Source organism: Nostoc sp. TCL26-01, assembly GCF_013393945.1.
GTDB lineage: Bacteria > Cyanobacteriota > Cyanobacteriia > Cyanobacteriales > Nostocaceae > Trichormus.
The window spans coordinates 2,519,704-2,543,430 of the sequence record NZ_CP040297.1 but is presented as its reverse complement, the minus strand read 5'-3'; the positions used below and the strand labels follow the sequence as shown (position 1 = coordinate 2,543,430).

Sequence of the window (23,727 nt, the reverse complement as noted above, 5' to 3'; positions counted from 1 at the left end):
AAACGCTATGATTAATGATTTCAACTAAGCATTACCATTGAGGTGCTGAGATAATGAAATCTAGAACAAGTTTTTGTTCGATGGGTTTGGAGAAGAGAAACCCTTGAGCAAAATCACATTTTAAGCTTTTGAGTTGTTCTAGTTGTTCTTGAGTTTCCACACCTTCAGCGATCGCTGTCATGCCCATAGATGCAGCAATGCCGATCATTGCTGGGACTAATCCCATATTTTCTTGATTGTCTTGCATTCTTTTGACAAAAGATTTATCAATTTTCAGGGCATTAAAAGGAAATATATGTAAGTAGCTCAAAGATGAATAACCTGTACCAAAATCATCCATAATTAGTTTGATTTTTCGGGCTTTTAATTGCTGAAGAATTATATTAATTTCGTTATTATTTTCCATAATTACACTTTCTGTAATCTCCAGTTCTAAACTAGCTGGATTTACTTGGGTGTCTGCGATAATTTGGTCAATTTGTTCTATAAAGTTAGGCTGTAAAAATAACTTTGCACTTAAATTGACATTAATGGTGAGATTCGTTGGGGTTGCAGGATGAGATTTCCAAATGCGTAGTTGTTGGCAAGCTGACTGTAATACCCATGTATTGATGGCATTAATTAACCCTGTTTCTTCTGCCACAGGAATAAAATCTATGGGAGAAATTAAACCGTTGGTTGGGTGTTGCCAACGGACAAGTGCTTCAAAACCCGAAATTTTACCTGTTTTCAGAGAGATGATGGGCTGATAATAAACCAGAAATTCTTGTCTTTCGATAGCTCTGCGCAGGTCATTTTCCATTTCTAGAGCTTTGGTAACTTCCTCGTGCATTGCTGGATCAAATACATGATATCTAGCTCTTCCCAAATCCTTGGCACGATACATAGCGGTGTCAGCATCACGGAGCAAATATTCAGGCCTGTCATAGTCTTTATTACCCCAATTGATCCCAATACTGACGTTCATAAAAACTTCATATCTAGACAGCTTAAAAGTTTTTGATAACTGTTGTAATATGTATTCTGCAACGTGGATAGCCATGCGAATATCTCTGAGGCTATCGAGCAAAATACCAAATTCATCACCACCTAATCTTGCTAATGTAGCTTCAGGAGCTAGACAAGCTTGCAAGCGTCGGGAAATAGCAATCAGTAACTCATCACCTACTAAGTGGCCGAGAGAATCATTGATTACTTTAAAGCGATCGCAGTCTAAAAACAGTACAGCAAATTGATAATTAGACTCTTCTTTAGAGCGATTTAAAGCTTTTTCTAATCGTCTAATGAATAAAATTCTATTTGGTAAACCAGTTAAGGCATCGTGCATTGCCATATCCAGCAGTTTATTTTGTAATTTCTGCCGAGCATTAATTTCTATTTGCAGTTTTTGTAAAGCTTTTTCTAATTCCCATGTCCGTTGCTTTACTCTTTGTTCTAGTTGAGCATTAAGAGTTAATACTTCTAATCTTGCAGACCTCAATTCTAGTTGATTTTTTACACGTACTAACACCTCTTCTAATTCAAAAGGTTTCGTAATATAATCCACACCACCAAATTTGAAAGCCTTTACTTTGTCAAAAACATCATCTAATGCACTAATAAAAATTACCGGAATATCCGCAGTCAATTCCCAAGCTTTAAAGCGTTGACAGACTTCATAGCCATCAACTTCTGGCATCATAATATCAAGTAGAATTAAATCTGGTAAGAGCGTTTGACAAGCAGTCCAAGCCATTTGCCAATTCAAGGCTTTGCGAACGTTATATCCTTCTCTAGAGAGAATTGAGGATAAGACTCGCAGGTTATCTGCCATGTCATCAATAATCAAAATATCTTTCTTATATGGGTCTAACTGTTTGTAAGTCATTCTGGGTTCGTTGTAGTTAGTGCCATAATTTTTTCAAACTGGTAGTTGTTTGCTAAATCCTGAAAAAATCGGGAAATAGGATTATTTTCAGGAGGCATTTGTTTGATTAGCTCTAAAATTAGTTCATCGCTACAACTGGCAGCTGCATAATGAATATTTTTCCTCCAATCATTAGACATTTGAGATATACATAACAAAACATCAGTTTCACTAAGCAATGTTTGTGTTGGTGAACTCACGTCTATGTCTGTATTAGCTTCGTCTTGGATAACATATGTTACGTCTAGATATTGCTTAATTTTAGTTAGTAATACTTCTTGTAGAAAAGGCTTATAAATCAAATCATCACAACCAGCCAGAAGAATATCTTGGCGTTGTTCAGCAAAAGCATGAGCAGTAACAGCAATAATAAAAGTGTGAACAGAAGGGAAAATAGGGGTATCAGCAACTGTGTGGAGGTGAGAATCAACCTCCAAAGAGCGAATCAAACGAGTAGCAGCATAACCATCCATCACAGGCATACGCATATCCATAAAAATCAACTGAGGATGCCAGTGTTGCCAGAGAGCAACAGCCTCATCACCATTGGTAGCTTCGAGAACAAAAAAGCCAACAGAAGAAAGCAGTTTCACCAGCAACAAGCGACTATCAGCAACATCATCAACAACCAAGATGCGGTATTGAGCTTGATGAGGAGCTAAACCAATCACAGCCAAAGGATGAGAAGCAACAGAAACATCAGCAGCAGCAACTAAACCCACAGGAAGAGAAAAGCGAAAAGTACTACCAACGCCGACAGTACTAGAAACAGAAATCACACCCCCCATCAATTCAACATATTTACGACTAATAGCTAAACCCAGCCCAGTACCCTGTTGAGATTTACGTCCACTTTCAGTTTGGGCAAAAGCGTCAAACAAAAAATCAAGTTCTGCAGGAAAAATGCCAATCCCGGTGTCTTGGATCTCGAAGAGGAGGGAGGAGGGGGAAGGGGGAGAGAGGGGGAGGGGGAGATGGGGAGAGGGGGGGAAAGAATCTATATAAGTATTCTCCCCTTGTCCCCTTTTCTCCAGGCTGACTCTCAATGTGACTGTGCCTGTTTCCGTAAATTTGATAGCGTTACCGATGATGTTGAGTAGGACTTGGCGTAGTTTGTTTTCGTCTGTTTGGATGTGTTGGGGTAGGTTGGCGGCGTAGATAAATTGCAGTTGTAATCCTTTGGCTGTGGCTCGATTGAGTAACATTTCTTCCAGGTTATCCAACAGACTCATTAAATCAAAGTTGTTGATATTGAGTGTGGTTTTGCCTGCTTCGATTTTTGACATTTCTAGGATGTCATTGATCAGGTTGAGCAGGTGTTCCCCTGCTCGGTTGATGATGCTCAGGTTCTGTTGATTTTCGGCTGAGAGTGTTTTGTCTTGGCTCATGATTTGCGTGAACCCTAGTATGGCGTTGAGTGGTGTTCGCAATTCGTGGCTCATGTTGGCTAGGAATTCGCTTTTGGCGCTGTTTGCTGCATCTGCGGCTTTTTGCGTTGTTCGTAGCTGCTCAACTATTAATCTGAGTTCTTGGGTACGCTTGTTAATCTGGGTTTCTAAGAGGCGATTATATTCTGCCAATAGTTGCTCTGCCCGATCGCATTCGGTAATATTGGCAAAATTAGCGATCGCAAAGGCAATCTTTCCCGATTCATCATAAATAGGGATTTTTAAAGACTCCTCTAGTTGTACCACTGGTGATGCTTGCAATCTGGTTGATTGTGAGCGATCGCTACCTCTTGATTCAGTATAATTATGCTCTGTGAGCATCAGTGATCTTTGTTGCCTAGCCACTATATTCAATTGATTTACTGATGTTCTTAGTTCATCAGCCTGTGAAATCACTGTCTTCTGCCTCGATTCACAAACAATAATTCTCTCTATTAGTAACTTTAATTGCCAAATTGGTGTAATCAATCTGTAAGCTGTGAGTATGGCAATTTCTAAGAGGATAAAACAAGCTGCTGCCCATAAGAAAATCATCACTTGGGTAGTAGCATTCATTTGTATTACTGAGTCAGCTTGAGCATCAAAACCTAATTTTCTTTGCCAACTATTCAACTCGGAAAAATTATATCTAATCTGCTGAGTTAGCATGATGTGTTTTTGATGGCAAATCTCAGTTGTCAATTGATTAATTGGCTTGGTTGGTATTTTTGGCTCATGTTGAAATAACACACGACTTCCTAGCCCCAGCACTATCATCAGAAACAATCTAAAGGGCATCTTGATCAAGTGTTTACCAATTGAGTAATTGCCGAATTTAACAGACTGAAGTTTAAACAACATGATTTTAGAAATTTTCCCCAATCCTGAACTCAGGGAATCTACGATATATCGGCTACCTTGAATTTAAGGGTTAGTACTGTCTACAATAGCAGAAAGCATCAAGCAAGTAGCTGATACTAGTATAAAAAAGCATCAATATTTAGAAATATTCATTGATGTAGTTAGTGCATTTTTTTCTATGTTGAAAGCTTAAACTTTGTTATAACACCATAATTTGTTCTCCATCATCTAGCAATACATGAATATGTATTATTGAAGAAGCGCTCATATATACTTATACAGACTCAGTCAACATTCCATAGCTAATAGATTGTCGCTATTATTACTTAAATCTCAATAAGTAGATCAGTAGGCAAAAAGAGATTGGAGACTAGATACTGCAAGCTAGAGGCTAGAGAAAGGAGATGTCTTATGTTTGTTTGGGTATTTTTTGCTGTTGAGTTGTTGAATAACTTAGGAGTGGAAACTAGAGAAAAAACTTTTTTCTAGCTTCCTGGCTAACTTCTCAAATCTATAGTTAGGTTAACAAATCTTTATAAATATTTAAATTTTGTATTTTCCATTAAAATCAATCATTTAATGAAAAGTCTCAGAAAGAGAGTTCCTTATTGTGAAGACCCCAGGGCTAATAAGGATTAATCCCATTTCCCGTTAATTATGATACACATAAATTATGTAGAGACATTGCATTGCAACGTCTCTACATAAAAATCTGTTTCACATTTAAAGGAAATTGGCATTGGCATATCCACCTTTTCCTGAATAGAAAAGATGCCACTGACAAGGGGCATTTACCAAGTGCAAAAGTCAGTCGTACTTCTTAATTTACTCAGCACTCAGCACTTAGTTGGTAAAAATGAGGGGTGTAAGGACTTTAAATTCACACACCCCTAACCTTGAATAGACAAATCTTTTATTGTGCATACAGTGGAGATTTATCAATTTCACCAATATGATTGAGTGGCCAGAAGCGTAGGATAGCACGACCAATGATATTTTGCCGAGGGACAACACCCCAACAACGGCTGTCATAACTGCTGTTGCGATTGTCGCCTAATACCAAATATGAGTTGGGAGGTATAGTCTGGGGTTGTCCTAAAAATGGTGGTTGCTGACCTGATGTACAGACATCAATGACTGTAGCTTGTCTGGGACTCAGATAACTTTTTTCATCCAGGGGTTTTTGATTGATGTAAACTCTGCCTTTCCTGAGTTCTACTGTTTCTCCAGGTAAGCCAATTACTCGCTTAATGAAGGCATCTTGATATTGTTCTTTTTGTAATTCTTCTGTAGGTGAAAAAACTACAATATCTCCCCTTTGTGGCTGAGAAAATTTATACTTCAACTTATCAACAATAATTTTGTCTGCTTCCCACTGGTTTGGCGTACCGTGGAGGGTTGGTTCCATTGAGCCAGAAGGAATCCAACGTGCTTCAGCGACAAAGGTACGAATACCCAATGCGAGAACAATACTTAATACAACTGTTCTGCCTAGCTCTGCGATCCAGGAATTATCAGGTTGTTTACTTGAGTTGTTGTCAGACACTTGATTTTGCATGAAATTACTGGAGTAAGAAAAGTGTAAGTAATTAACTCGTTGAAGGAGACTATATTTGTTAATCTTAACGAAGTATTCATTTAGTCATTAGTCTATAGCTCCTTGTGAGAAAATTGTTAGTCCCATGTCAGTTCAGCCAAATTTATTGATTCGTCGCGCCCGTATAATCCTACCTAATGGTGAAATGATGGTAGGAGATGTGTTGACAAGCGATCGCCAAATCGTTGAAGTAGCACCAGAAATTGTCAGCACAAAACCAGTTACAGAAATTGACGCTGAGGGTTTAACTTTGTTGCCAGGAGTTATCGACCCCCAGGTGCATTTTCGAGAACCAGGGCTAGAACATAAGGAAGACTTATTTACTGCCAGTTGTGCCTGTGCCAAAGGGGGAGTAACTTCTTTTTTAGAAATGCCTAACACACGCCCTCTGACAACTACCCAACAAGCTTTAGATGACAAGTTACAACGCGCCTCTCACAAGTGCTTAGTTAATTATGGCTTTTTTATTGGGGCAACAGCTGAGAATTTACCAGATTTACTCTCAGCCCACCCCACACCGGGGATTAAAATTTTCATGGGGTCGATGCACGGTCAATTGTTGGTTGACCAAGAAGGTTTATTAGAGTCGATATTTGCTCAGGGTAGCCGTTTAATTGCCGTTCATGCCGAAGATCAAGCAAGAATCAATCAACGCCGTCAAGAATTTGCTGGGATTCAAGATCCTGCTATCCACTCCCAGATTCAAGATAACCAAGCAGCACTGTTAGCAACGCAACTGGCATTAAAGCTGTCACAAAAATATCAACGTCGGTTACATATCCTGCATATGTCAACTGCCGAGGAAGCCGAGTTATTACGGCAGCATAAACCGAGTTGGGTGACCGCAGAGGTGACACCACAACATTTGTTGTTAAATACCAGTGCCTATGGCGAGATTGGCACATTGGCACAGATGAATCCACCTTTGCGATCGCCCCATGATAATGAGGTATTATGGCAAGCTTTGCGGGATGGTGTGATTGATTTTATCGCTACAGACCATGCACCCCACACCTTAGAAGAAAAAGCTCAACCCTATCCGAATAGTCCCTCTGGAATGCCGGGAGTAGAAACGTCTCTAGCTGTGATGTTAACTGCGGCAATGGCAGGTAAGTGTACTGTTGCTCAAGTTGTTAACTGGATGTCTAAAGCTGTGGCTGTAGCTTATGGTATCCCCAATAAGGGAGCGATCGCTCCTGGTTATGATGCTGATTTAGTTCTGGTTGATTTAAATACATACCATCCTGTACGCCGAGAAGAATTGTTAACCAAATGTCGCTGGAGTCCTTTTGAAGGCTGGAATCTCACAGGATGGGCCGTGACAACTATTGTCGGTGGTCAGATTGTCTACGACAAGGGTCAGCTAAATACAGAAGTGCGTGGTCAAGCTTTAAGTTTCGTGTAGCAAATGTTATTTGTCTCGGCAGTTTCCCAATAGATCAGGGACAAAACAATATACTAATTTCTAAGTAAGTGAGGTACAGAGTTAATAATTTTAAACGCAGAGGAGCGCGGAGGAAAACGCAGAGGAATGCGGAGGAAAACGCAGCGAAAAGTTTACAGAGGTTAGCCGCATTTCTCACAAGCAGTAGGGGCGGGTTAACAGATATGATGACATGATTCACCAATATCTCACTTAACCCGCCCCTACGACCTCTGGACTAGACAGGTGTACTTCATCGGCATGAAAATCGCTATATAAGTACTTAATTGTGAATCTTGAATTTACATGACTCCTGTTGAAGTTAAAAACTATACGGGGAATAATAACTAAAAAACTACCCAGGAGAACTGGCGATGTCCTTCAAAATCTTGAGTTTGGATGGTGGCGGTATACGTGGAGTGATTACAGCACGCATCCTGCAAGAAGTGGAGCGACAGATTTATAATTATCATGGTCAATCTTTACACGAATATTTTGACTTGATAGCTGGTACTTCTACTGGCTCAATTTTAACAGCTGGGATTGTGGCACAAAGAAATAGTAACGAGTTAATTCAATTATATAGAGAACAAGGTAAAGAAATATTTCCCATTAGGAAAAAGGAAAGATTCAAAAAAATTCCCACTTTTCTGCAACCATTGATTGAAGCATTTTTACCACCCAAATATTCTCATCAAGGGCTAATTAATGTCCTAACAAATATCTTAGGTTACAAAAGAATTAAAGATATTGAAAAACCGATCATCTTGATTCTGGCGTACGATACACTTTACCGTAATACTACCTTTTTTACTAATTGTCATCCGGATTTGGGAGATAGATGGTATGATGACTCATATTTATGGGAAATATGTGTAGCTTCTGCCGCAGCTCCTACCTTTTTTCCTCCATACAAATTAGAGCCTGTTGATAAAGAAAAATTTGGACATTGGGTATTTCCCCATATTGATGGAGGCGTTGCTGCTAATAACCCGGCGCTGGCTGCACTGAGCCTAGTACTTAGACTTTCGCAATCTGCAATTTCTCCGACAATTAAACAAAAATACAATCTAGAAAATATTGAATTAGATGATATTGCGATTCTTTCTATAGGTACTGGTCAAACTGGTGAACCATATGTATTTGAGCAGGTAAATAGTTGGCGAGGTATCGACTGGGCGCAACATATTATTGATATCTTTATGGAACCAACATCTGAAGTTAGTAGTACAATCTGTCGTCATATTATGGGTGGATATGATTCTCAAAGATATTTGCGTCTTCAGTTTGATTTAAATGAAAGATTTCAAGCTAAACCACAAGAAACTGATAAGGATACTCGTAGGTTATTGAAAGCATCAGAAAGAGTGAATAAATTTATTAAAATCCCGATTACTGAAGAGATGGATAATGCCAGAAATAATGTGATTGAAGAGTTAATCGATGCTACATCTATGTTTATTGAAGAGGGTTATAGTTTTCATACTAGAAGTAATTGTGGCCCCCAAGTGAAAGATGCGATCGCTGCCTTTGTTAAGAATAATTAATATATTTATCAGAAAATACAAAAATGTGATACTAGTTTCACCGTTATGAATTATCACCGGAGATGGCTTTGAGTTTTGAGGTGAAAGACTCGGAGCGATCGCTCTTTTGTGGGGTAAACTGCCCGATAGGTGGACGAGTCACAGATATAGGTAGCAGTTTTGTGCCAAAAGCCTGACGGGCAAAATCTTCGGGCTGGGTTTCTAAGCTCAAAGATTCTTGGGGAAAATTCATCAGTTGTATGGGTTGCGTCTGATTGCCTTCCTCGTCATTTGCCTCTTGTGCCGATGAGGTATTGTTAACTGGCTGTGGACTTGCTACTTTTTCAAAGAAATTGAGTTGGGGGACAGTAGCCGTCAAGCTTTCGGGAAATTTGCTACAAATCAGGCGTTCAAATTCCATATTGAAATGATAGACTACCTGACCCCGGCGTAGCCAAAATGCCAAGATTTGCTGTACCGAGATGCCTTTATAGCGACCTTGATAAAGTGCCTCAATGACTGCCAAATGTAACCAATCAGGAGGGTATTGACGTTGCCAACGTTTAATTAGCTCATTGGCATTGTGGCCACTGAGGTCGAAACTATAGTGAATTAATAAGGCGGTAGCCAAATTGGCACAGGTGTCTGGTACTGTTGTTAACATGGGACTTTTGGCTGCTGGCAATAGGTAAAAATCATCTACCGATCGCATATAGCCTAGCGTGTTTTTAACTGTAGGATTGATGACCAAGAGTTTCCAAGCTGATAAGCAGTGTTTTTCATTCTACTTGGTCAAATGCCAACTGTCGAAATAATATAGGGTGAATTCACACTTGGCGCTCTTTGAATTGCCACTAAAGCTTGATAAACCATTGCGGCTACCTCTGCCCTTGTGGCTTCTCGCGTGGCTGCCAACTGCTTAGGGTCAGGATAATTGACAACTATACTTTGTTGTGTAGCAGTGACTACAGCTTTGCGGGCATATTCAGGAATGGTGTTGCTGTCAGTGTAGATGAGAGCGCTATTACTATCAACTGTCGGTAGAGTTAGTCCATTAACTAGAGAGACAATTACCTGTAATCTTTGTACATTCTGGTCAGGGCGGAAGGTGCGATCGCTAAAACCACTGACAAAGCCACCACTAGCAGCTATTTGCAATGCCTTATATGCCCAAAAATCCTGGGGTACGTCGGAAAAATCCGTCGGTGGACGTTTAGGACTGGGGTTAAAAGCTACAGCCACCATCGCGGCGTATTGGGCGCGACTCATGGGTTTATTGGGTTGGTAGCTACCATCAGCAAAACCTTGAGTGATCCCCATACTAGCTAAACCCCGAATAAATGGTTCTGCCCAGTGTCCGCTTAAATCAGTAAAGGAAGGGATATCAACATCAGGACTCACTATATATGGTGAAGCGATCGCTGCTTCTTGTCCACTGGCAACCAAAGCCTGATAGATTAAAGTTGCCACCTCGCCACGGGTAATATCTCGCAGTGGTTCGAGTTTATCGGTTTGGGGATAGTTAACTACCAGCTTTTTTTGGGTGGCAATAGCCAGAGGATTGGTAGCGTAACTGGGAATTTGGGCGCGATCGCGGTATACAGTTAAAACATTGGGGCTACCACCACTCAGTTTCAAACCATTGACAATAGAAACTATCGCCTGCACCTTAGTTAAGTTTTGTCCAGGGCGAAAAGTGCCATCAGGGAAACCGCTAGTAAATCCCATCTGGGCTGCTTTAGTAATAGCTGATGCTGCCCAAAAATCTGATTTAATATCTGGAAATTGAATTTGCTGATTATTTGTCGGTAATTGAAAAGTTTTCGCTATCACCGCCGCATATTGGGCGCGGGTAATAGGCGCATCAGGGGCAAAAGTCCCATCGGGAAAGCCGCTAATCACACCTTTATTGATTAAAGCCTCCACAAAACTAGCAGCCCAATGTCCAGGCAAATCGAGAAAATTACTACTAGCGACAGACGGATTTTCGCCTATTGCTGCCAAAAAATCTACCCGTCCCTTGACTTGGGTGGGGTTTAACTGATTACCCACAGAGATTAATTGCTGTGTGGAAGCATTTTGCAAATCAAATTCGCCATTACTACTAAAAATATTCCCCGCCGCATCTTGGCTACTACCCAAATCGGGGATGGCGTTCTCATTGACTAACAAACCACCTTGGGTATTTTTGACAATCAGATTATTTCTGAGTACAGGTTGGGCATTACGCGAGAGAGCGATCGCAGTACGATTATCAGAGAGTTTATTATTGGCTAATAAAGGTGCAGCAAAGTCACTCACAGCTATCCCCAAAGGACTCTTTTGAAAGACATTCCGCAGCACTTCCCCTTTACTGTTGCGTGCCATAAACAAACCACTAGCAGCATTCTGCACAAACACATTATCAACAATACTAGGTTTGGCTGTACCGCTAGTAAATATCCCCTCTCGCCCACAATTAGTAAAGGTATTGTTAGCGATACTCGGTGCAGTTGATTCAACCCACACACCAGAACCTTTGGTGATGGGATTTGTTACTGTTACACCCCTCAGACTGGCATTGTTGAGTAAAACTATCGAGACATTCTGCACACCAAAGCTAGAACTTTGATATTCTCCACCACCAGAAATTACAATCTCGACACCTTTATTGGCTTCATTCCCCACCACCGTTACCCCTTCTGGAATCACCAAGGGAAATATTTCACCACTCGCCGCGCTATAAGTTCCCGCAGCCAGTTGAATAATTATGGGTGGAGTTGCTTTTAAAGCACGGGTGAGGGTTTTAAATGGACTCAACCGTGAACCTGTATTAGAGTCATTCCCTGTCACAGGGTTGATAAAGAGTGTGCCAAGGGGAGTGGAGTTCACCATTGATTGTTGAGCAGCAATTGTTTAAATTATCACCATCATAAGACAACACTACTTTTTCTCTCTGTGTTACGAACACTTTCCTCAACGGGGGGAACCCCCGCACAGAAGTGTTCTCCTCTGTGGTAAAAAAGATTTTATTTAACCACAAAGACACAAAGACACAGAGTAAACAAGAATATTTCCAGCTAGCTTTAACTCAATGCTACCAATGGCTGAGGCGCAGCAATCTTTTGCCTAACTGATTTTCCTGTCATCAGTTCCACAACATTCATGCCATTGCCAATTACCCCAGGAACACCGGGATAGCCAGCACTTGCTCCTACCAAGAAGAGATTAGGTAACTCTGTCGTATATCCCAAACGATTTAACCCGACTTGTTGAGGAACTAATTTTGCCCCGTAAATATTGCCCTGTGGTTGTCCCAAATAAAATTCCGTTGTGGTGGGTGTACCATATACTTTCATGCGAATGTAATGGTCTATATCTGGAACTAATTCCCGCACAGTCTGCATAATTTGTTGGTAAACTTCTTTCTTTTTAGCTTTGTAAGCTGCTGCATCATTTTTATAGAGATGTTCAAACGGTTCGTAAGGACAGATAGTCGCAATCTCTAAGATATGATGTCCTGGAGGAGCCATCCCTGGTTCAGGCGATTTCATTGTCGGACAAGAAAGGAAAATCCACGGATGGCTGAAGTCGCCTTGTAATTGTTGTTGATATCCTCTATTTAAATCTCCGGTGGGATAATACCAAACATTCCAGTTCCCAATATCATAGCGTTGCGGCTCAAAGCGGCTATCTAAACCGAGGTAAATATTAAAAGCACTGGTAGAGTATTCATAGCTAGTTAATCGCCGACTTTCTCTGTGGCTAATAGCTTCACCATCGTGCATTAACTGTACTGTTAATTTGGGGTCAAGATCACTGATATAGGCTTTAGTAGCACGATAAATTTTGCCATCAGCAATTACACTATGAACTTTGCCCTTGCTGACTTGGATATGATTAACTGTCGTCGCATAGGCAATGACACCACCACCTGCAGTAATCACATCGACAATCGTATCAACCAAGTGCTGAAAATGATGTTTGGGATAGTAAGCGCCTTCAGAATATTCCCAAACTAAGGAAGTGTGACTTAGAAGGGCTATTTCTGTCGGTGGTAATCCATAATCACCACTTTGCCCTGCCAACAATACTTGTAATTTAGGAGATAACCCAACGTAATCGTATAAATTTTGTAGAGTCCAATTCCGTTTTTTAAATAAATTTAAATATTTAGGCAACTTTAACCAGTCATACCATTTCTGGTCAAACCAGCGTATTTCTTGAACTAAGTTACGCATTTCTTGGTGGAGTTGCTGAATTTCATTACAGTAGCGATTAATAGCACTGGCTTCTTCTGGAAAAGTAGAGAGTAATCGATAACGCAGACTTTCCCATCCTAAAGGTATTTTAAAATCTGCCTCTGGTGTAATGATTCTGTCTATACAGCCTGAGTCAAGGCGATTAAATGGTACATCTCGCTCTATGTAGTTGAAAAATTGCCCTATGGTTTGACCAGCACCACACTGAGAAATGTAATGTACATCAGCACAAAAACTGTATTCGCCATAATCAAAAGTATGGCAGCAACCACCAGGTAAATAATGTTTTTCTAAAACTGCTACGTGATAACCTTGCCGAGTCAAGCAAGCAGCAGTTGCCAGTCCACCTAATCCGGCTCCCATAATCACATAATCAAAGATTTCCATCTCCCCATCCTCTGGAATAATTTAAATCAAAATTAATGTTTTAAAAGTATTGAGCAAATATAATTCGCTGCTATAGCGTTTCCCAGTTGAGTGAGGTAGATATTTTTAGTCAACAGAGGCTACCCGCATTTCTCACAAGCAGTAGGGGCAGGTTAATACAGTTATCAGTCATCAGTTATCAGTTATCAGTTAACGCTGATTCAATTATCTTGACTGATAACTGTTCACTGTTAAAGTGGGGGACTTAAACCCAATTATCTTGACTGATAACTGTTTACTGATAACTGATAACTGATTTAACCCGCCCCTACGACCTCTGGACTAGACAGGTGTACTTCATCGGCATGAAAATCGCTATTATTAACAACTGAACAAGCTAATTTTGTTAACAATTAGACCATTTACTTACTAAGTACTAATCAATTTTTGATTAATGTTATCTAGTTTATCTAATCATCCAAAACTGATTTACTATTATTTTTATTTCTTAACAAAATATTATTATTGCTAGCATTATAAATCTGAGGAAAATTGAAAAATATCTCGATATTTGTATAGTCTGTAACGCTAATTAAGCTAATAATGTATTTGTGATAACTACGTGGATGAGAAATCAATCATTTAGAGAAGTATAAGATAAATAGAGATTTTAGAAAAAGATGATTGTATAATTAATTTTTAAAGGGAATAATATCTTAAAAATTTGCAGTATGTTTTTGACTGAAGTCTTTAAAATATGCCTTTAGATATATTTTCAAAATTTGTAGGCAACACTATTGACAGAGATAGGAGAAATTTTATTTTGCTACACATATAATTGAGACATGACAAAGATTCACATTTTGGTATAGCTAGGTTTTCTCATACTGACCCACCCTCCGGTTTGGATATTCCCAAAATACACGTCAGTATATTTGTTGTATATGTAATCATAATTAACATGATTAAATCTGTCACAAATTAAAGCGAAAAATTTAGTTTCTGCGGAAAATAACCAATTTGTAGTTCATAAGTTAATCTAATCGTCAGATATGAGATTTTATCAGGTGTGAAAAAATGGAGTAAATGCCAACATAGTCAGTATATGTAACTAAGGGTCAATAATATGTTCGTTGAGGAAATGCAGCAACATTTTATAGCAAATACAAATATTCATCAGGTTACCAGTAGTGAAGTTAACCAAAAAATCCCCAAATCTAAGAGTGTAGATATTCCCGATCTGGCTATTTCTTTAACACCTGTTGGGTTAGTTTTTAGTTGGGTAATATTTTTTATCATTCTGCGGAAAATTCGGTCTATTTTAGAAGAAAAAATGGTTTTTACGGTTAAAGGTTTACATCAGTTACCATGTAGAAACTGTCAATTTTACTCCAATAATCATTATTTAAAATGTGCAGTTAACCCCTCCATTGTACTGACAGAGGAAGCGAAAAAATGTTCGGAATACTCACCGAAAAAAGACAAGTTTGATTCACAAAACTTTTTTCCCTAATTCCCCATTCAGCTTGTATTGATAGGTTGTGTCAATTAATTAGCTACACTTGAATTAAGTTGGAGTAATAACCAAGTTAGATAAGTACCGAAAGGCCCCCACAAAGCATAAGGAAGGAATAGCCAAGAAGCTTTTGAGGAAATAGGCTTAACGACAAAAGCTAAGATATAAACAAGTAATGTAGCCAAGCCACCAACAATAATTCCGCCCGTCAGACTCCGAAGTTCTACTACAATTGGACTATAGATGGAAGTAAGTATAGCAACTGCGGCATAAACTACCATTAAATACCAAGGATGAACACCTTGTTTAGATTTTTTCTCCCAGACAATAATTGCGGAGATAGTACAACAAGCCCAAATAAACGTCCAAATTACTGGGATCAGAAATTCAAAAGTCAACCAGTTGGGACGTTGTAAATTCTGAAACCAAGGATCGCGTAATGATGTGAACAAATTACCACCAAAAAATAGTGCGGCTGAAACTGCCGTAATTATCCATCTAGCTTTCACAAAGTTTTCCTATGATATGTGATAGTTGTCTAATTGTAGTTTAGATAATTGCCAGCGATCGCCACACCTATCTGGAGTTGATATTTTTGTCTTTGGATTCTCCCAAGAGACTGAGCAGTAATCATGCAATCTTGCTTAAAATAACTACATTATCTAGTCAAGCTGGCATAATAGTAAGAGAAACTATGGCAATTAGCTGTGAAACTTGTTTCATGGCAACTGAGTTGTACCTGCTAATATAACTCGCTACAAAATCATCATAGGTTAATAGCAGACAATCTGTATAGTTAACTGCAAATTCCCAGGGAATCATTGCGAAATTCTGGTATTTATCTGCTGCTAAATTGATTTCCTAGAGACATTTATGAATGCAATTAACATCGCTCAACTTCATCTTTGGGTACAAGACAGAGATACGGTCTTAGAATACAGCACTCATGTAGAGTGGCGCTATGCTCAAAAGCCCGATTATAGCCAGATTCAGGAAAAACTTGCCCAAGAAAGTACACGTAATCATCTGCCTAATTCGCTGGAATTACTAGTACAAAATTTGCTGCAAACATTTGAGATTGAAGCTAACTACAAAATTAATCCGGCTCAGTGGCTGTCTGTTGTACCATCTCAATTTCGCATGAGTTGTAATGGTGGTTATCGCTACACTATCACAGACTTAATTAATGTGGGTACTTATAATTTATTGATTGCCAATACTCAACATCACAAGGCTAATAATGCGGAAATTACTACTGCAAATAATCTCTTACATACAGCTTTTCCCGATGGCTTATTATGGGAAGTCTTAGAAGTTTACTCTCAGCCACCAGATATTGTTTTGAAGTGGCGACATTGGGGAGAATTTACAGGTGCTTATCAAGATTATGCTCCCACTAACAAAATAATTGAAGTCATCGGTACAAGTGTGTTACGGGTGACAGATGATTTTAAAATTATTTCTTTGGAACACTATTACGATCATACTCAGTTCTGGAAACAGTTAACCTCTGGAGGTAAATTACTCCAAACACCTCAGAGTGAACAACAAAAAAGGCAAAAAGCATCTGTTTCTATCTGGCAAAGGTTATGGGGATTTATCTCACAACTATGGCGAAGGAAACAGCATATCCCCATGACAAATATATAGAGATGTAGCAATAGGGACGTAGCAATGCTACGTCTGTGCAAAAATTTCGGGTAATGTAAAATTAACGTGAGTTCAATAAATCTTTTTTGACCTCTCCCCCCTCTCCGAGGCGGAGAGGGGAGTAAAGAGCATAATATATCAACGAAAAATGAGGGTTTTAAAGCCTCTCTCCTTGTAGGGGAGAGGTTTGGAGAGGGGTTTTTCCAGTCGTCGAACTCACGTTAAAATTAGTTCCTATCATATGTCTAATTATTAATAAACTCACCGTAGATTTACTAAATTAGTTAATATTCTATAAATATGTAATTTGTGGCAATAGTAGAAGTAAATTTACTAGCGATCGCCTTAACTGAAATATTTTTTATGGGAGAATAATGCAGATGAAATTAACGACAAAACTTAGTGTAGTTTTTGCCAGTAGTGCGATCGCCTTCACTGGTGTTAGTATATCGTCTACTGCACAAGCTGCCCAGTTCTTTGATTTTGAGTATGCTTTTCCCACCTATGATGCAGATGGAACAACTATTTCAGCCCAAGGAACCCTCACTACTACTGATTTAGATCCCATTAATCAAAATTACAGAATTCTCGGTATCAATGGCACTAGAACTGTAAAAGGTATTACAGAAACTATCATCGGTTTACTTGCCCCAAGGACATACGGAAACAACGATAATTTTTTGAATGCTAATACACCACTCCTAACTACAAACGGTTTTTCTTACTTAGTCGCTGGTGATGGAGAAGACGGACAAGGCAATGTCAATGTTTTCTATAGTAGCTTTGCTGAAGGTTATGCAGAATTTTCCAGTGACGTAGATTTTGGTAATTTTAGCGTCACTCAACGTTCTACTCCAGAACCTTACACATTATTGGGTACAATGCTTGCTGTGAGTTTTGGCTGGTGGATGAAGCGCAAGCAAATAGCTTAAATGATTTCAGTAATCAAATCGGATTCTTATAGAATAGAAAAGACAACAAAGCATATTTTAACATCAAGCTAACTCAGCATTATTCCCCATGACCACTTCTCAACGCCGCTATCACATCACTACCTTCGGTTGCCAAATGAATAAAGCCGACTCAGAACGCATGGCTGGCATTTTAGAAGACATGGGCTTTGAGTTTGCCGAAGATCCTAATCATGCAGATGTGATTCTCTACAACACCTGCACTATTCGAGATAACGCCGAACAGAAGGTCTATTCATACTTGGGTAGACAAGCCAAACGCAAACATGAACAGCCAGATTTAACCCTAGTTGTTGCTGGTTGTGTCGCCCAACAAGAAGGTGAAGCATTGCTGCGGCGAGTTCCCGAATTAGATTTGGTGATGGGGCCGCAACACGCCAACCGCCTAAAAGATTTGCTGGAATCAGTGTTTGCTGGCAATCAAGTTGTGGCGACTGAATCAGTTCACATTATGGAAGATATCACCCAACCACGGCGGGATAGCCAAGTTACCGCTTGGGTGAATGTGATTTATGGCTGCAATGAACGCTGTACTTATTGCGTAGTGCCTAGCGTGCGTGGTGTGGAACAATCTCGGACACCAGAAGCAATTCGGGCAGAAATGGTGGAATTAGGACGGCAAGGTTATAAAGAAATTACGCTTCTTGGTCAAAATATTGACGCTTATGGTCGGGATTTACCCGGAACTACCCCAGAAGGCAGACATCTCCACACCTTCACAGATTTGCTGTATTACGTCCATGATGTCCCAGGAGTAGAAAGAATTAGATTTGCTACCAGCCATCCCCGTTATTTCACTGAGAGATTAATCAAAGCTTGTGCCGAGTTACCCAAGGTTTGTGAACATTTCCACATTCCTTTCCAATCGGGAGATAACGAACTATTAAAAGCGATGGTACGAGGTTATACTCACGAAAAATATCGCCGCATTATTGATACAATTCGGCATTATATGCCAGATGCTGCCATTAGTGCGGATGCGATCGTTGGATTTCCTGGGGAAACAGAAGCACAGTTTGAGAATACCTTAAAACTTGTAGAAGATATCGGCTTTGACTTGTTGAATACAGCAGCTTATTCACCCCGTCCTGGCACACCAGCAGCTTTGTGGGACAATCAATTGAGTGAAGAAGTAAAAAGCGATCGCCTACAAAGATTAAACCATTTAGTGAACCTAAAAGCAGCCGAGCGATCGCAGCGTTATTTCGACCGCATTGAAGAAGTATTAGTAGAAGACCAAAACTCCAAAGATCCCTCTCAAGTTATGGGGCGCACAGGCGGTAATCGTCTCACTTTTTTCCGAGGTGATATTAATGAACTAAAAGGACAGTTGGTTAAGGTGAAAATTACCGAAGTTCGTCCTTTTAGCTTGACTGGAGAACCTGTAGAAGTACGGCAAGTTGTGCCAGTTTGATTGACAGTAAAGCGCATAGCCAGATGTTTGACGAATATCGCTAGTTGCCTGACAATTTGGTGAGTGGTGATATGACAAAAACATTTGACTATGGCTGAAGGGAAGATATTGCTACAACCAGATACACTATGGAAAAGTATCAAACAACAAACTGATCATGCTTTGCAATGTGGTGCATTGCTATCCATCCCGACGAAATTTGAATTTGTCGAACAAGATGGTATTAATTTCTTAGTGCGAATTTTATCTAACATTACTCGTAAAGAAACAGCGAAAAAACAACAACAAAAACAAGCCAATGCTGGCCAAGAATTTAATCCCTTTCTGCCTTATGAAGAAGATTTATTTGTAGCAGATATTTCCAACACTCATGTGTGTATTTTAAATAAATTCAATGTTGTTGACTATCATTTATTAATCATCACTCGCGCTTTTGCAGAACAAGAAAGCTTACTGACACTGGCAGATTTTGCTGCTATGTGGGCTTGTTTAGCAGGTGTGGATGGTTTAGTGTTTTACAACAGTGGCAAAATTGCAGGTGCTAGCCAACGACATAAACATTTGCAATTAGTACCACTACCATTAACAGAATCAGGATTACTAGTGCCGATTGCACCACTATTGCCATTGACAAAATTCCCAGATGTGGTGACAACTATACCGCAGCTAAAATTTGTTCACGGCTTCGCCAGACTAAATCCTAACTGGGTTGATTCACCATTCACCGGGGCTGAGGCAACTTTAGAAATTTATCACAAATTACTACATAGTGTCGGTTTAGATGTAGTTGATAACAATCAAAAAGTGGGTGCTTATAACTTATTAGCCACACGAGAATGGATGTTAATAGTACCGCGATCGCAAGAGCATTTCCAAACCATATCTGTCAATTCTCTGGGATTCGCTGGTGCTTTGCTAGTGAAAAATGAAATGGAAATGCAGTTACTAAAACATCATGGCCCCATGAATATCTTGGAAAAGGTTAGTTGCTCGAAATCCTTGTAGAGGTAAGGAATTAGGGACTGGGGACTGGGGACTGGGGACTGGGGACTGGGGACTGGGAAGAAAGAATAGAGGTGTACTGAGTTTTGTATGCGTAAGCGCAGGCTACGCCAACAAAAATCAAATATAAGTCCTATACCCGGATTTCTCACCAGACTTATTAAACTGAGGTTTTCTCTTTGTCCAAAGACTGTAGGGGCGGGTTCATTAAGATCATTGTTAATCATTAATCATTTCTGTAAACCCGCCCCTACCGCTTGTGAGAAATGCGGGTATAGTGGAAACTGGAAATTAAATGACAATTCTTACCCAATACCCAATACCCAATACCCAATACCCAATACCCAATACCCATTACCCATTACCTATTTAATACTTCCTTTCCTGTGGCTCAAACATAGTGATTGTGACTGGACGATATTGAATATCAATACCGGCGGGTGAATAGTAAGCCATTGTGTGTTGGAGAAATTTGGCATCATCTCGTTGGGGATAATCTTCGCGGAAGTGTGCGCCACGGCTTTCTTGGCGATTTAGGGCTGATGCTAAAATGGTCTGTCCAACTATCATTAAACTCCGCAATTCTAAAGCTTCTACTAATTCTGTATTCCAGCAACTACCCTTATCATCTAAATATATTTGAGTAAATTTCTGTTGTATTTCTGTAATTTTTTGCCAGCCCTGACGCATCAATTCTTCTGTGCGGAATACGCCACAATATTCCGTCATGGCATCTTGAAAAGCTTGGCGAATTTGGTTGATTCGGTACTGTCCTGGTTGTTCTAGTAAAGCTTGGATTTGTTGTTGGGCTTCTTGGAGATAATTTTGTTCATCTAGAGTGGGTAACTTTCGTTGCTGTACATATTGAGCGATCGCTGCCCCAGTTCGTTTACCATAGACTACACATTCCAAAAGAGAATTACTCCCCAAGCGATTAGCGCCGTGGACGGAAACACAAGCTGTTTCTCCAGCAGCAAAGAAACCCTCAACCGCACCATCACCACTACTCCGGACTCGACCATCGGTATTTACAGGTATACCACCCATGCAATAGTGTATGGTGGGGCGTACTGGCATCGGTTGAGTGACTGCATCCACACCAACTAAACGATGGGCTTCTTCCCAACAGAAGGGGACACGACTCATGATTTTTTCTTTACCCATGTGGCGCAAATCCAGATAGACAAATGGCCCTCCTGCACTCCCATCAGTATTAACACCACGCCCGGCACGGATTTCGTAAGCGATCGCTCTTGAGGTAATATCACGGGGGGCTAGTTCCATGCGGCTAGGTGCGTAATTTGCCATAAAGCGATCGCCTGCACTATTAATTAGATACGCTCCTTCTCCCCGCACAGCCTCCGAAATCAGTACACCGACAGGATATAAGCCCGTGGGGTGGAATTGCACGAACTCCATGTCTTCTAGAGGTAAACCAGCGATCGCACTCATCGCCAAGCCATCACCACAAGAAGCATAATCATTAGAAGTGGTGTTATAAACACGACCATAGCCCCCAGTAGCAAACATGACAGCTTTCGCCCTCACGACCTCAATATGCCCATCTAATAGGCGATACATAACTACACCCTTAGCTTCACCATCTGCCAAAATCAGGCGCATCACGTACCACTCTTCATAAATCTGTACACCGTAACGCCGCAAATTATTGACCAATTCATGTAAAATCGCATGACCAGTCTTATCAGCAGCGTAACAAGTGCGGTTGTGAGAATGTCCACCAAAAGCCCGTTGAGCAATGCGCCCATCACCTAAGCGAGAAAATAGAACACCCATATGTTCTAAATCAATCACCACATCTGGCGCTTCCTGAGTCAGAATTGCTACTGCATCTTGGTCTGCCAAATAATCAGAACCCTTAACAGTATCAAAAGCATGGGCTTCCCAGCTATCAGTAGAATCCACATTTTTTAATGTCGCGGCGATACCACCTTGAGCAGCAACAGAGTGAGAACGAATCGGATGAGTTTTAGCGACAACAGCAACATTTAAACTGGGATCAATACGGGCAATTTCCACAGCCGCCCGACATCCAGCCAATCCACCCCCGACAATAATCACGTCATGTTCCAGCATAATTAAACCTGACTGCAAAACACTGCTGTTCTATTGTAAAGAGGAGATTCAACAGTTATCAGTTATCAGTTATCAGTTATCAGTTGGGAGTCAAAGTCCCCCACGTCTAAAAGTGGTGGGTTTTTGTGAGGGATTTAACCCTGACTAAAACCTTGATAACTGTTCACTGTTCACTTCTTTAATAGCTGGTTTTCCATTTTCATAAAAAAATCCCCATCTGTTGACAGGGAAATTAATTAGTTCAAAATTCAAAATTCAAAATTAACAATTATTAAAATTAACCACTCCCCACTCCCCACTACTTATTCCTCAGCTAGTTGCTTGTACAGGTTTTTGTTGAGAGACATTACCGGGTATAGGTTCAGTTTTTGTTCCTACTTCCACAGGCATTACTTCAATATGATTTAACAATGTAGTTACAAAAGCAAACAACAAGAAAGGTAGCGATAGCAGCACAACCAAACCCACGGTTGCTAAAGCATACACGGGTCTTCTGGCTCCCATTAGGGCCAAAGCTGATGCCAAGCTGACGGTAATTGTGATTAACCAAACAATGATTTGACCGTAAATATCACCAAAGGTCAGGGTACAGACAAACCGATAGTTTTGATTATTATTTTTTGTCATGATGTTTGCCTCAAGTCTCTCCTATAGGTTCTACCTTAGAACCATGTTTGGCTTGCAGACAATTTCTCAATATTTTTGCAAGGTTTGTAATATCACTTTACAAATAAGTGTCATTGGTCAATAGTCAATGGTCAATGGTCAATAGTCATTAGTCATTGGTCATTACTCAGCACTCAGCACTCAGCACGGGCTGAACGCCCCGCTTCCGCTAACAGCACTCCCTCACTCCCTCACTCCCTCACTCAGCACTCTCTCACTGCACCGACTGCAACACAGTAAAGTGCTGCATGAAATCTGCCATCAATGCCTAGAATAGCGTTTACGCTCATGTCGTGGAATCCGCCTATACAAAGACTGCCCAGTCCTAATTGCACAGCCATGAGACATATATTTTCAGCTTGATGTCCAGCTTCTAAAAGTGCAAAGCGGTAGCCACGCGCACCGTATTTGCATAGCGATCGCCTAAACACGGATGTGAACCAAAACAAAGCATTGGCGTTAACAATATAATCTTGCTGCAATAAAGGTTCAACAAAGTCTCTGGGTACAGCATCATTGATTCGATGTAACCCATGACCCCGTGGTTCATAGTGATATAATCCAGCAGCTAGACCTTCTATTGCTTGAGTGGAGAGAAAAATCTCCATCGGATAAAGTCCTCCCGCAGACGGAGAGTTGCGCGCCTCATAGATTTGCCCTTCTACTTGTCGCAACCCATTGATTCCACATCCTGCGTCTAGCAATCGAGCTAATGTCACAAGTGGCATAACTGAATTCTCCAGCGATCGCACAGAACAACGTCGTGCCAAAAGTGCAGTCAGTGGGTTATCATGTGGGGCTGGAGGCAGTTCCAAAAAAGCAGCATCTGGCAAATAGCGCAGTTCTTCAGCCGGAACACGCTTGCCATAACTTTGAGGTACTGGGGAATTTAAATGATATAGCAGCGCTAACTCCAGTGGTTCATCAACTTTATACATTAATCCAACTTCCTCATCTTCATACCTAAATTCTGCGTTGCTCGAAATCCTTGTAGAGACGTTGCACTGCAACGTCTCTACATTCATTTTCACCAGATGACTATTACGTAGCTGGCTTCCGCGTAG

17 protein-coding genes are annotated in these 23,727 nt (G+C 40.4%); 7 read left to right on the top strand and 10 right to left on the bottom strand.

The features are described 5' to 3' along the window. Positions 1 to 31: 31 nt before the first annotated feature. The 3 genes from FD725_RS10950 to lepB form a co-directional block, all read right to left on the bottom strand. On the bottom strand, positions 32 to 1,867 hold the full coding sequence (locus FD725_RS10950) for an EAL domain-containing protein (protein WP_179048166.1): 1,836 nt from the start codon (positions 1,865 to 1,867) through the stop codon (positions 32 to 34). Beyond that, on the bottom strand, positions 1,864 to 4,002 hold the full coding sequence (locus tag FD725_RS10945; RefSeq protein WP_256871887.1) for an ATP-binding protein: 2,139 nt from the start codon (positions 4,000 to 4,002) through the stop codon (positions 1,864 to 1,866). The genes FD725_RS10950 and FD725_RS10945 overlap by 4 nt, the downstream gene beginning before the upstream one ends. Positions 4,003 to 5,107: 1,105 nt before the next feature. After that, positions 5,108 to 5,752 (bottom strand): signal peptidase I, encoded by a 645-nt coding sequence (gene lepB, locus FD725_RS10940; RefSeq protein WP_179048164.1) that lies wholly within the window; start codon positions 5,750 to 5,752, stop codon positions 5,108 to 5,110. A 124-nt stretch (positions 5,753 to 5,876) separates the two neighbouring features. Between lepB and FD725_RS10935 the strand changes: the two genes are divergently transcribed. Next, positions 5,877 to 7,196, top strand: coding sequence for a dihydroorotase (locus FD725_RS10935; RefSeq protein ID WP_179048163.1), 1,320 nt, complete (start codon positions 5,877 to 5,879; stop codon positions 7,194 to 7,196). A gap of 392 nt (positions 7,197 to 7,588) precedes the next feature. Then, positions 7,589 to 8,761, top strand: a complete 1,173-nt coding sequence (locus tag FD725_RS10930; RefSeq protein WP_179048162.1) for a patatin-like phospholipase family protein — start codon at positions 7,589 to 7,591, stop codon at positions 8,759 to 8,761. A 43-nt stretch (positions 8,762 to 8,804) separates the two neighbouring features. On the opposite strand, the gene FD725_RS10925 is transcribed toward FD725_RS10930, so the two are convergent. The 3 genes from FD725_RS10925 to FD725_RS10915 all read right to left on the bottom strand — a co-directional run bounded on the left by FD725_RS10925 (position 8,805) and on the right by FD725_RS10915 (position 13,368). After that, complete coding sequence (locus tag FD725_RS10925; RefSeq protein WP_179051502.1) at positions 8,805 to 9,452, bottom strand: hypothetical protein; 648 nt, start codon at positions 9,450 to 9,452, stop codon at positions 8,805 to 8,807. An 80-nt stretch (positions 9,453 to 9,532) separates the two neighbouring features. Beyond that, positions 9,533 to 11,614 carry a DUF1565 domain-containing protein gene (locus FD725_RS10920; protein ID WP_179048161.1) on the bottom strand — a complete coding sequence of 694 codons (2,082 nt, stop codon included), beginning with the start codon at positions 11,612 to 11,614 and terminating at the stop codon, positions 9,533 to 9,535. Between the two features lie 191 nt (positions 11,615 to 11,805). Next, a complete protein-coding gene (locus FD725_RS10915) occupies positions 11,806 to 13,368 on the bottom strand; it encodes an NAD(P)/FAD-dependent oxidoreductase (RefSeq protein ID WP_179048160.1) in 1,563 nt (520 codons plus the stop codon). A gap of 1,105 nt (positions 13,369 to 14,473) precedes the next feature. Between FD725_RS10915 and FD725_RS10910 the strand changes: the two genes are divergently transcribed. Beyond that, positions 14,474 to 14,860 (top strand): hypothetical protein, encoded by a 387-nt coding sequence (locus FD725_RS10910; protein WP_179048159.1) that lies wholly within the window; start codon positions 14,474 to 14,476, stop codon positions 14,858 to 14,860. 35 nt (positions 14,861 to 14,895) lie between these two features. Here the strand turns inward: FD725_RS10910 and FD725_RS10905 are convergent, their stop codons facing one another. Beyond that, positions 14,896 to 15,372, bottom strand: coding sequence for a TspO/MBR family protein (locus FD725_RS10905; protein WP_179048158.1), 477 nt, complete (start codon positions 15,370 to 15,372; stop codon positions 14,896 to 14,898). A 364-nt stretch (positions 15,373 to 15,736) separates the two neighbouring features. On the opposite strand from FD725_RS10905, the gene FD725_RS10900 reads away from it, so the two are divergent. From FD725_RS10900 to FD725_RS10885, 4 genes are all read left to right on the top strand, one after another. Beyond that, positions 15,737 to 16,513, top strand: coding sequence for an ester cyclase (locus tag FD725_RS10900; protein WP_179048157.1), 777 nt, complete (start codon positions 15,737 to 15,739; stop codon positions 16,511 to 16,513). 380 nt (positions 16,514 to 16,893) lie between these two features. After that, on the top strand, positions 16,894 to 17,445 hold the full coding sequence (locus FD725_RS10895; protein WP_179048156.1) for a PEP-CTERM sorting domain-containing protein: 552 nt from the start codon (positions 16,894 to 16,896) through the stop codon (positions 17,443 to 17,445). A gap of 88 nt (positions 17,446 to 17,533) precedes the next feature. Beyond that, positions 17,534 to 18,898 carry a tRNA (N6-isopentenyl adenosine(37)-C2)-methylthiotransferase MiaB gene (gene miaB, locus FD725_RS10890; protein ID WP_179048155.1) on the top strand — a complete coding sequence of 455 codons (1,365 nt, stop codon included), beginning with the start codon at positions 17,534 to 17,536 and terminating at the stop codon, positions 18,896 to 18,898. A gap of 90 nt (positions 18,899 to 18,988) precedes the next feature. Further along, complete coding sequence (locus FD725_RS10885) at positions 18,989 to 19,903, top strand: phosphorylase (RefSeq protein ID WP_179048154.1); 915 nt, start codon at positions 18,989 to 18,991, stop codon at positions 19,901 to 19,903. Positions 19,904 to 20,269: 366 nt separating this feature from the next. Here FD725_RS10885 and FD725_RS10880 read toward each other — a convergent pair whose 3' ends face one another. From FD725_RS10880 to FD725_RS10870, 3 genes are all read right to left on the bottom strand, one after another. Next, the gene (locus tag FD725_RS10880) at positions 20,270 to 21,997 is read right to left on the bottom strand and encodes a succinate dehydrogenase/fumarate reductase flavoprotein subunit (protein WP_179048153.1); all 1,728 of its coding nucleotides are present in this window, start codon (positions 21,995 to 21,997) and stop codon (positions 20,270 to 20,272) included. A 309-nt stretch (positions 21,998 to 22,306) separates the two neighbouring features. Beyond that, positions 22,307 to 22,624, bottom strand: a complete 318-nt coding sequence (locus FD725_RS10875; protein WP_179048152.1) for a hypothetical protein — start codon at positions 22,622 to 22,624, stop codon at positions 22,307 to 22,309. Between the two features lie 242 nt (positions 22,625 to 22,866). Beyond that, entirely contained in the window at positions 22,867 to 23,601 is a 735-nt protein-coding gene (locus FD725_RS10870) for a SagB/ThcOx family dehydrogenase (RefSeq protein WP_179048151.1), read from the bottom strand. Between the last annotated feature and the right edge of the window lie 126 nt (positions 23,602 to 23,727).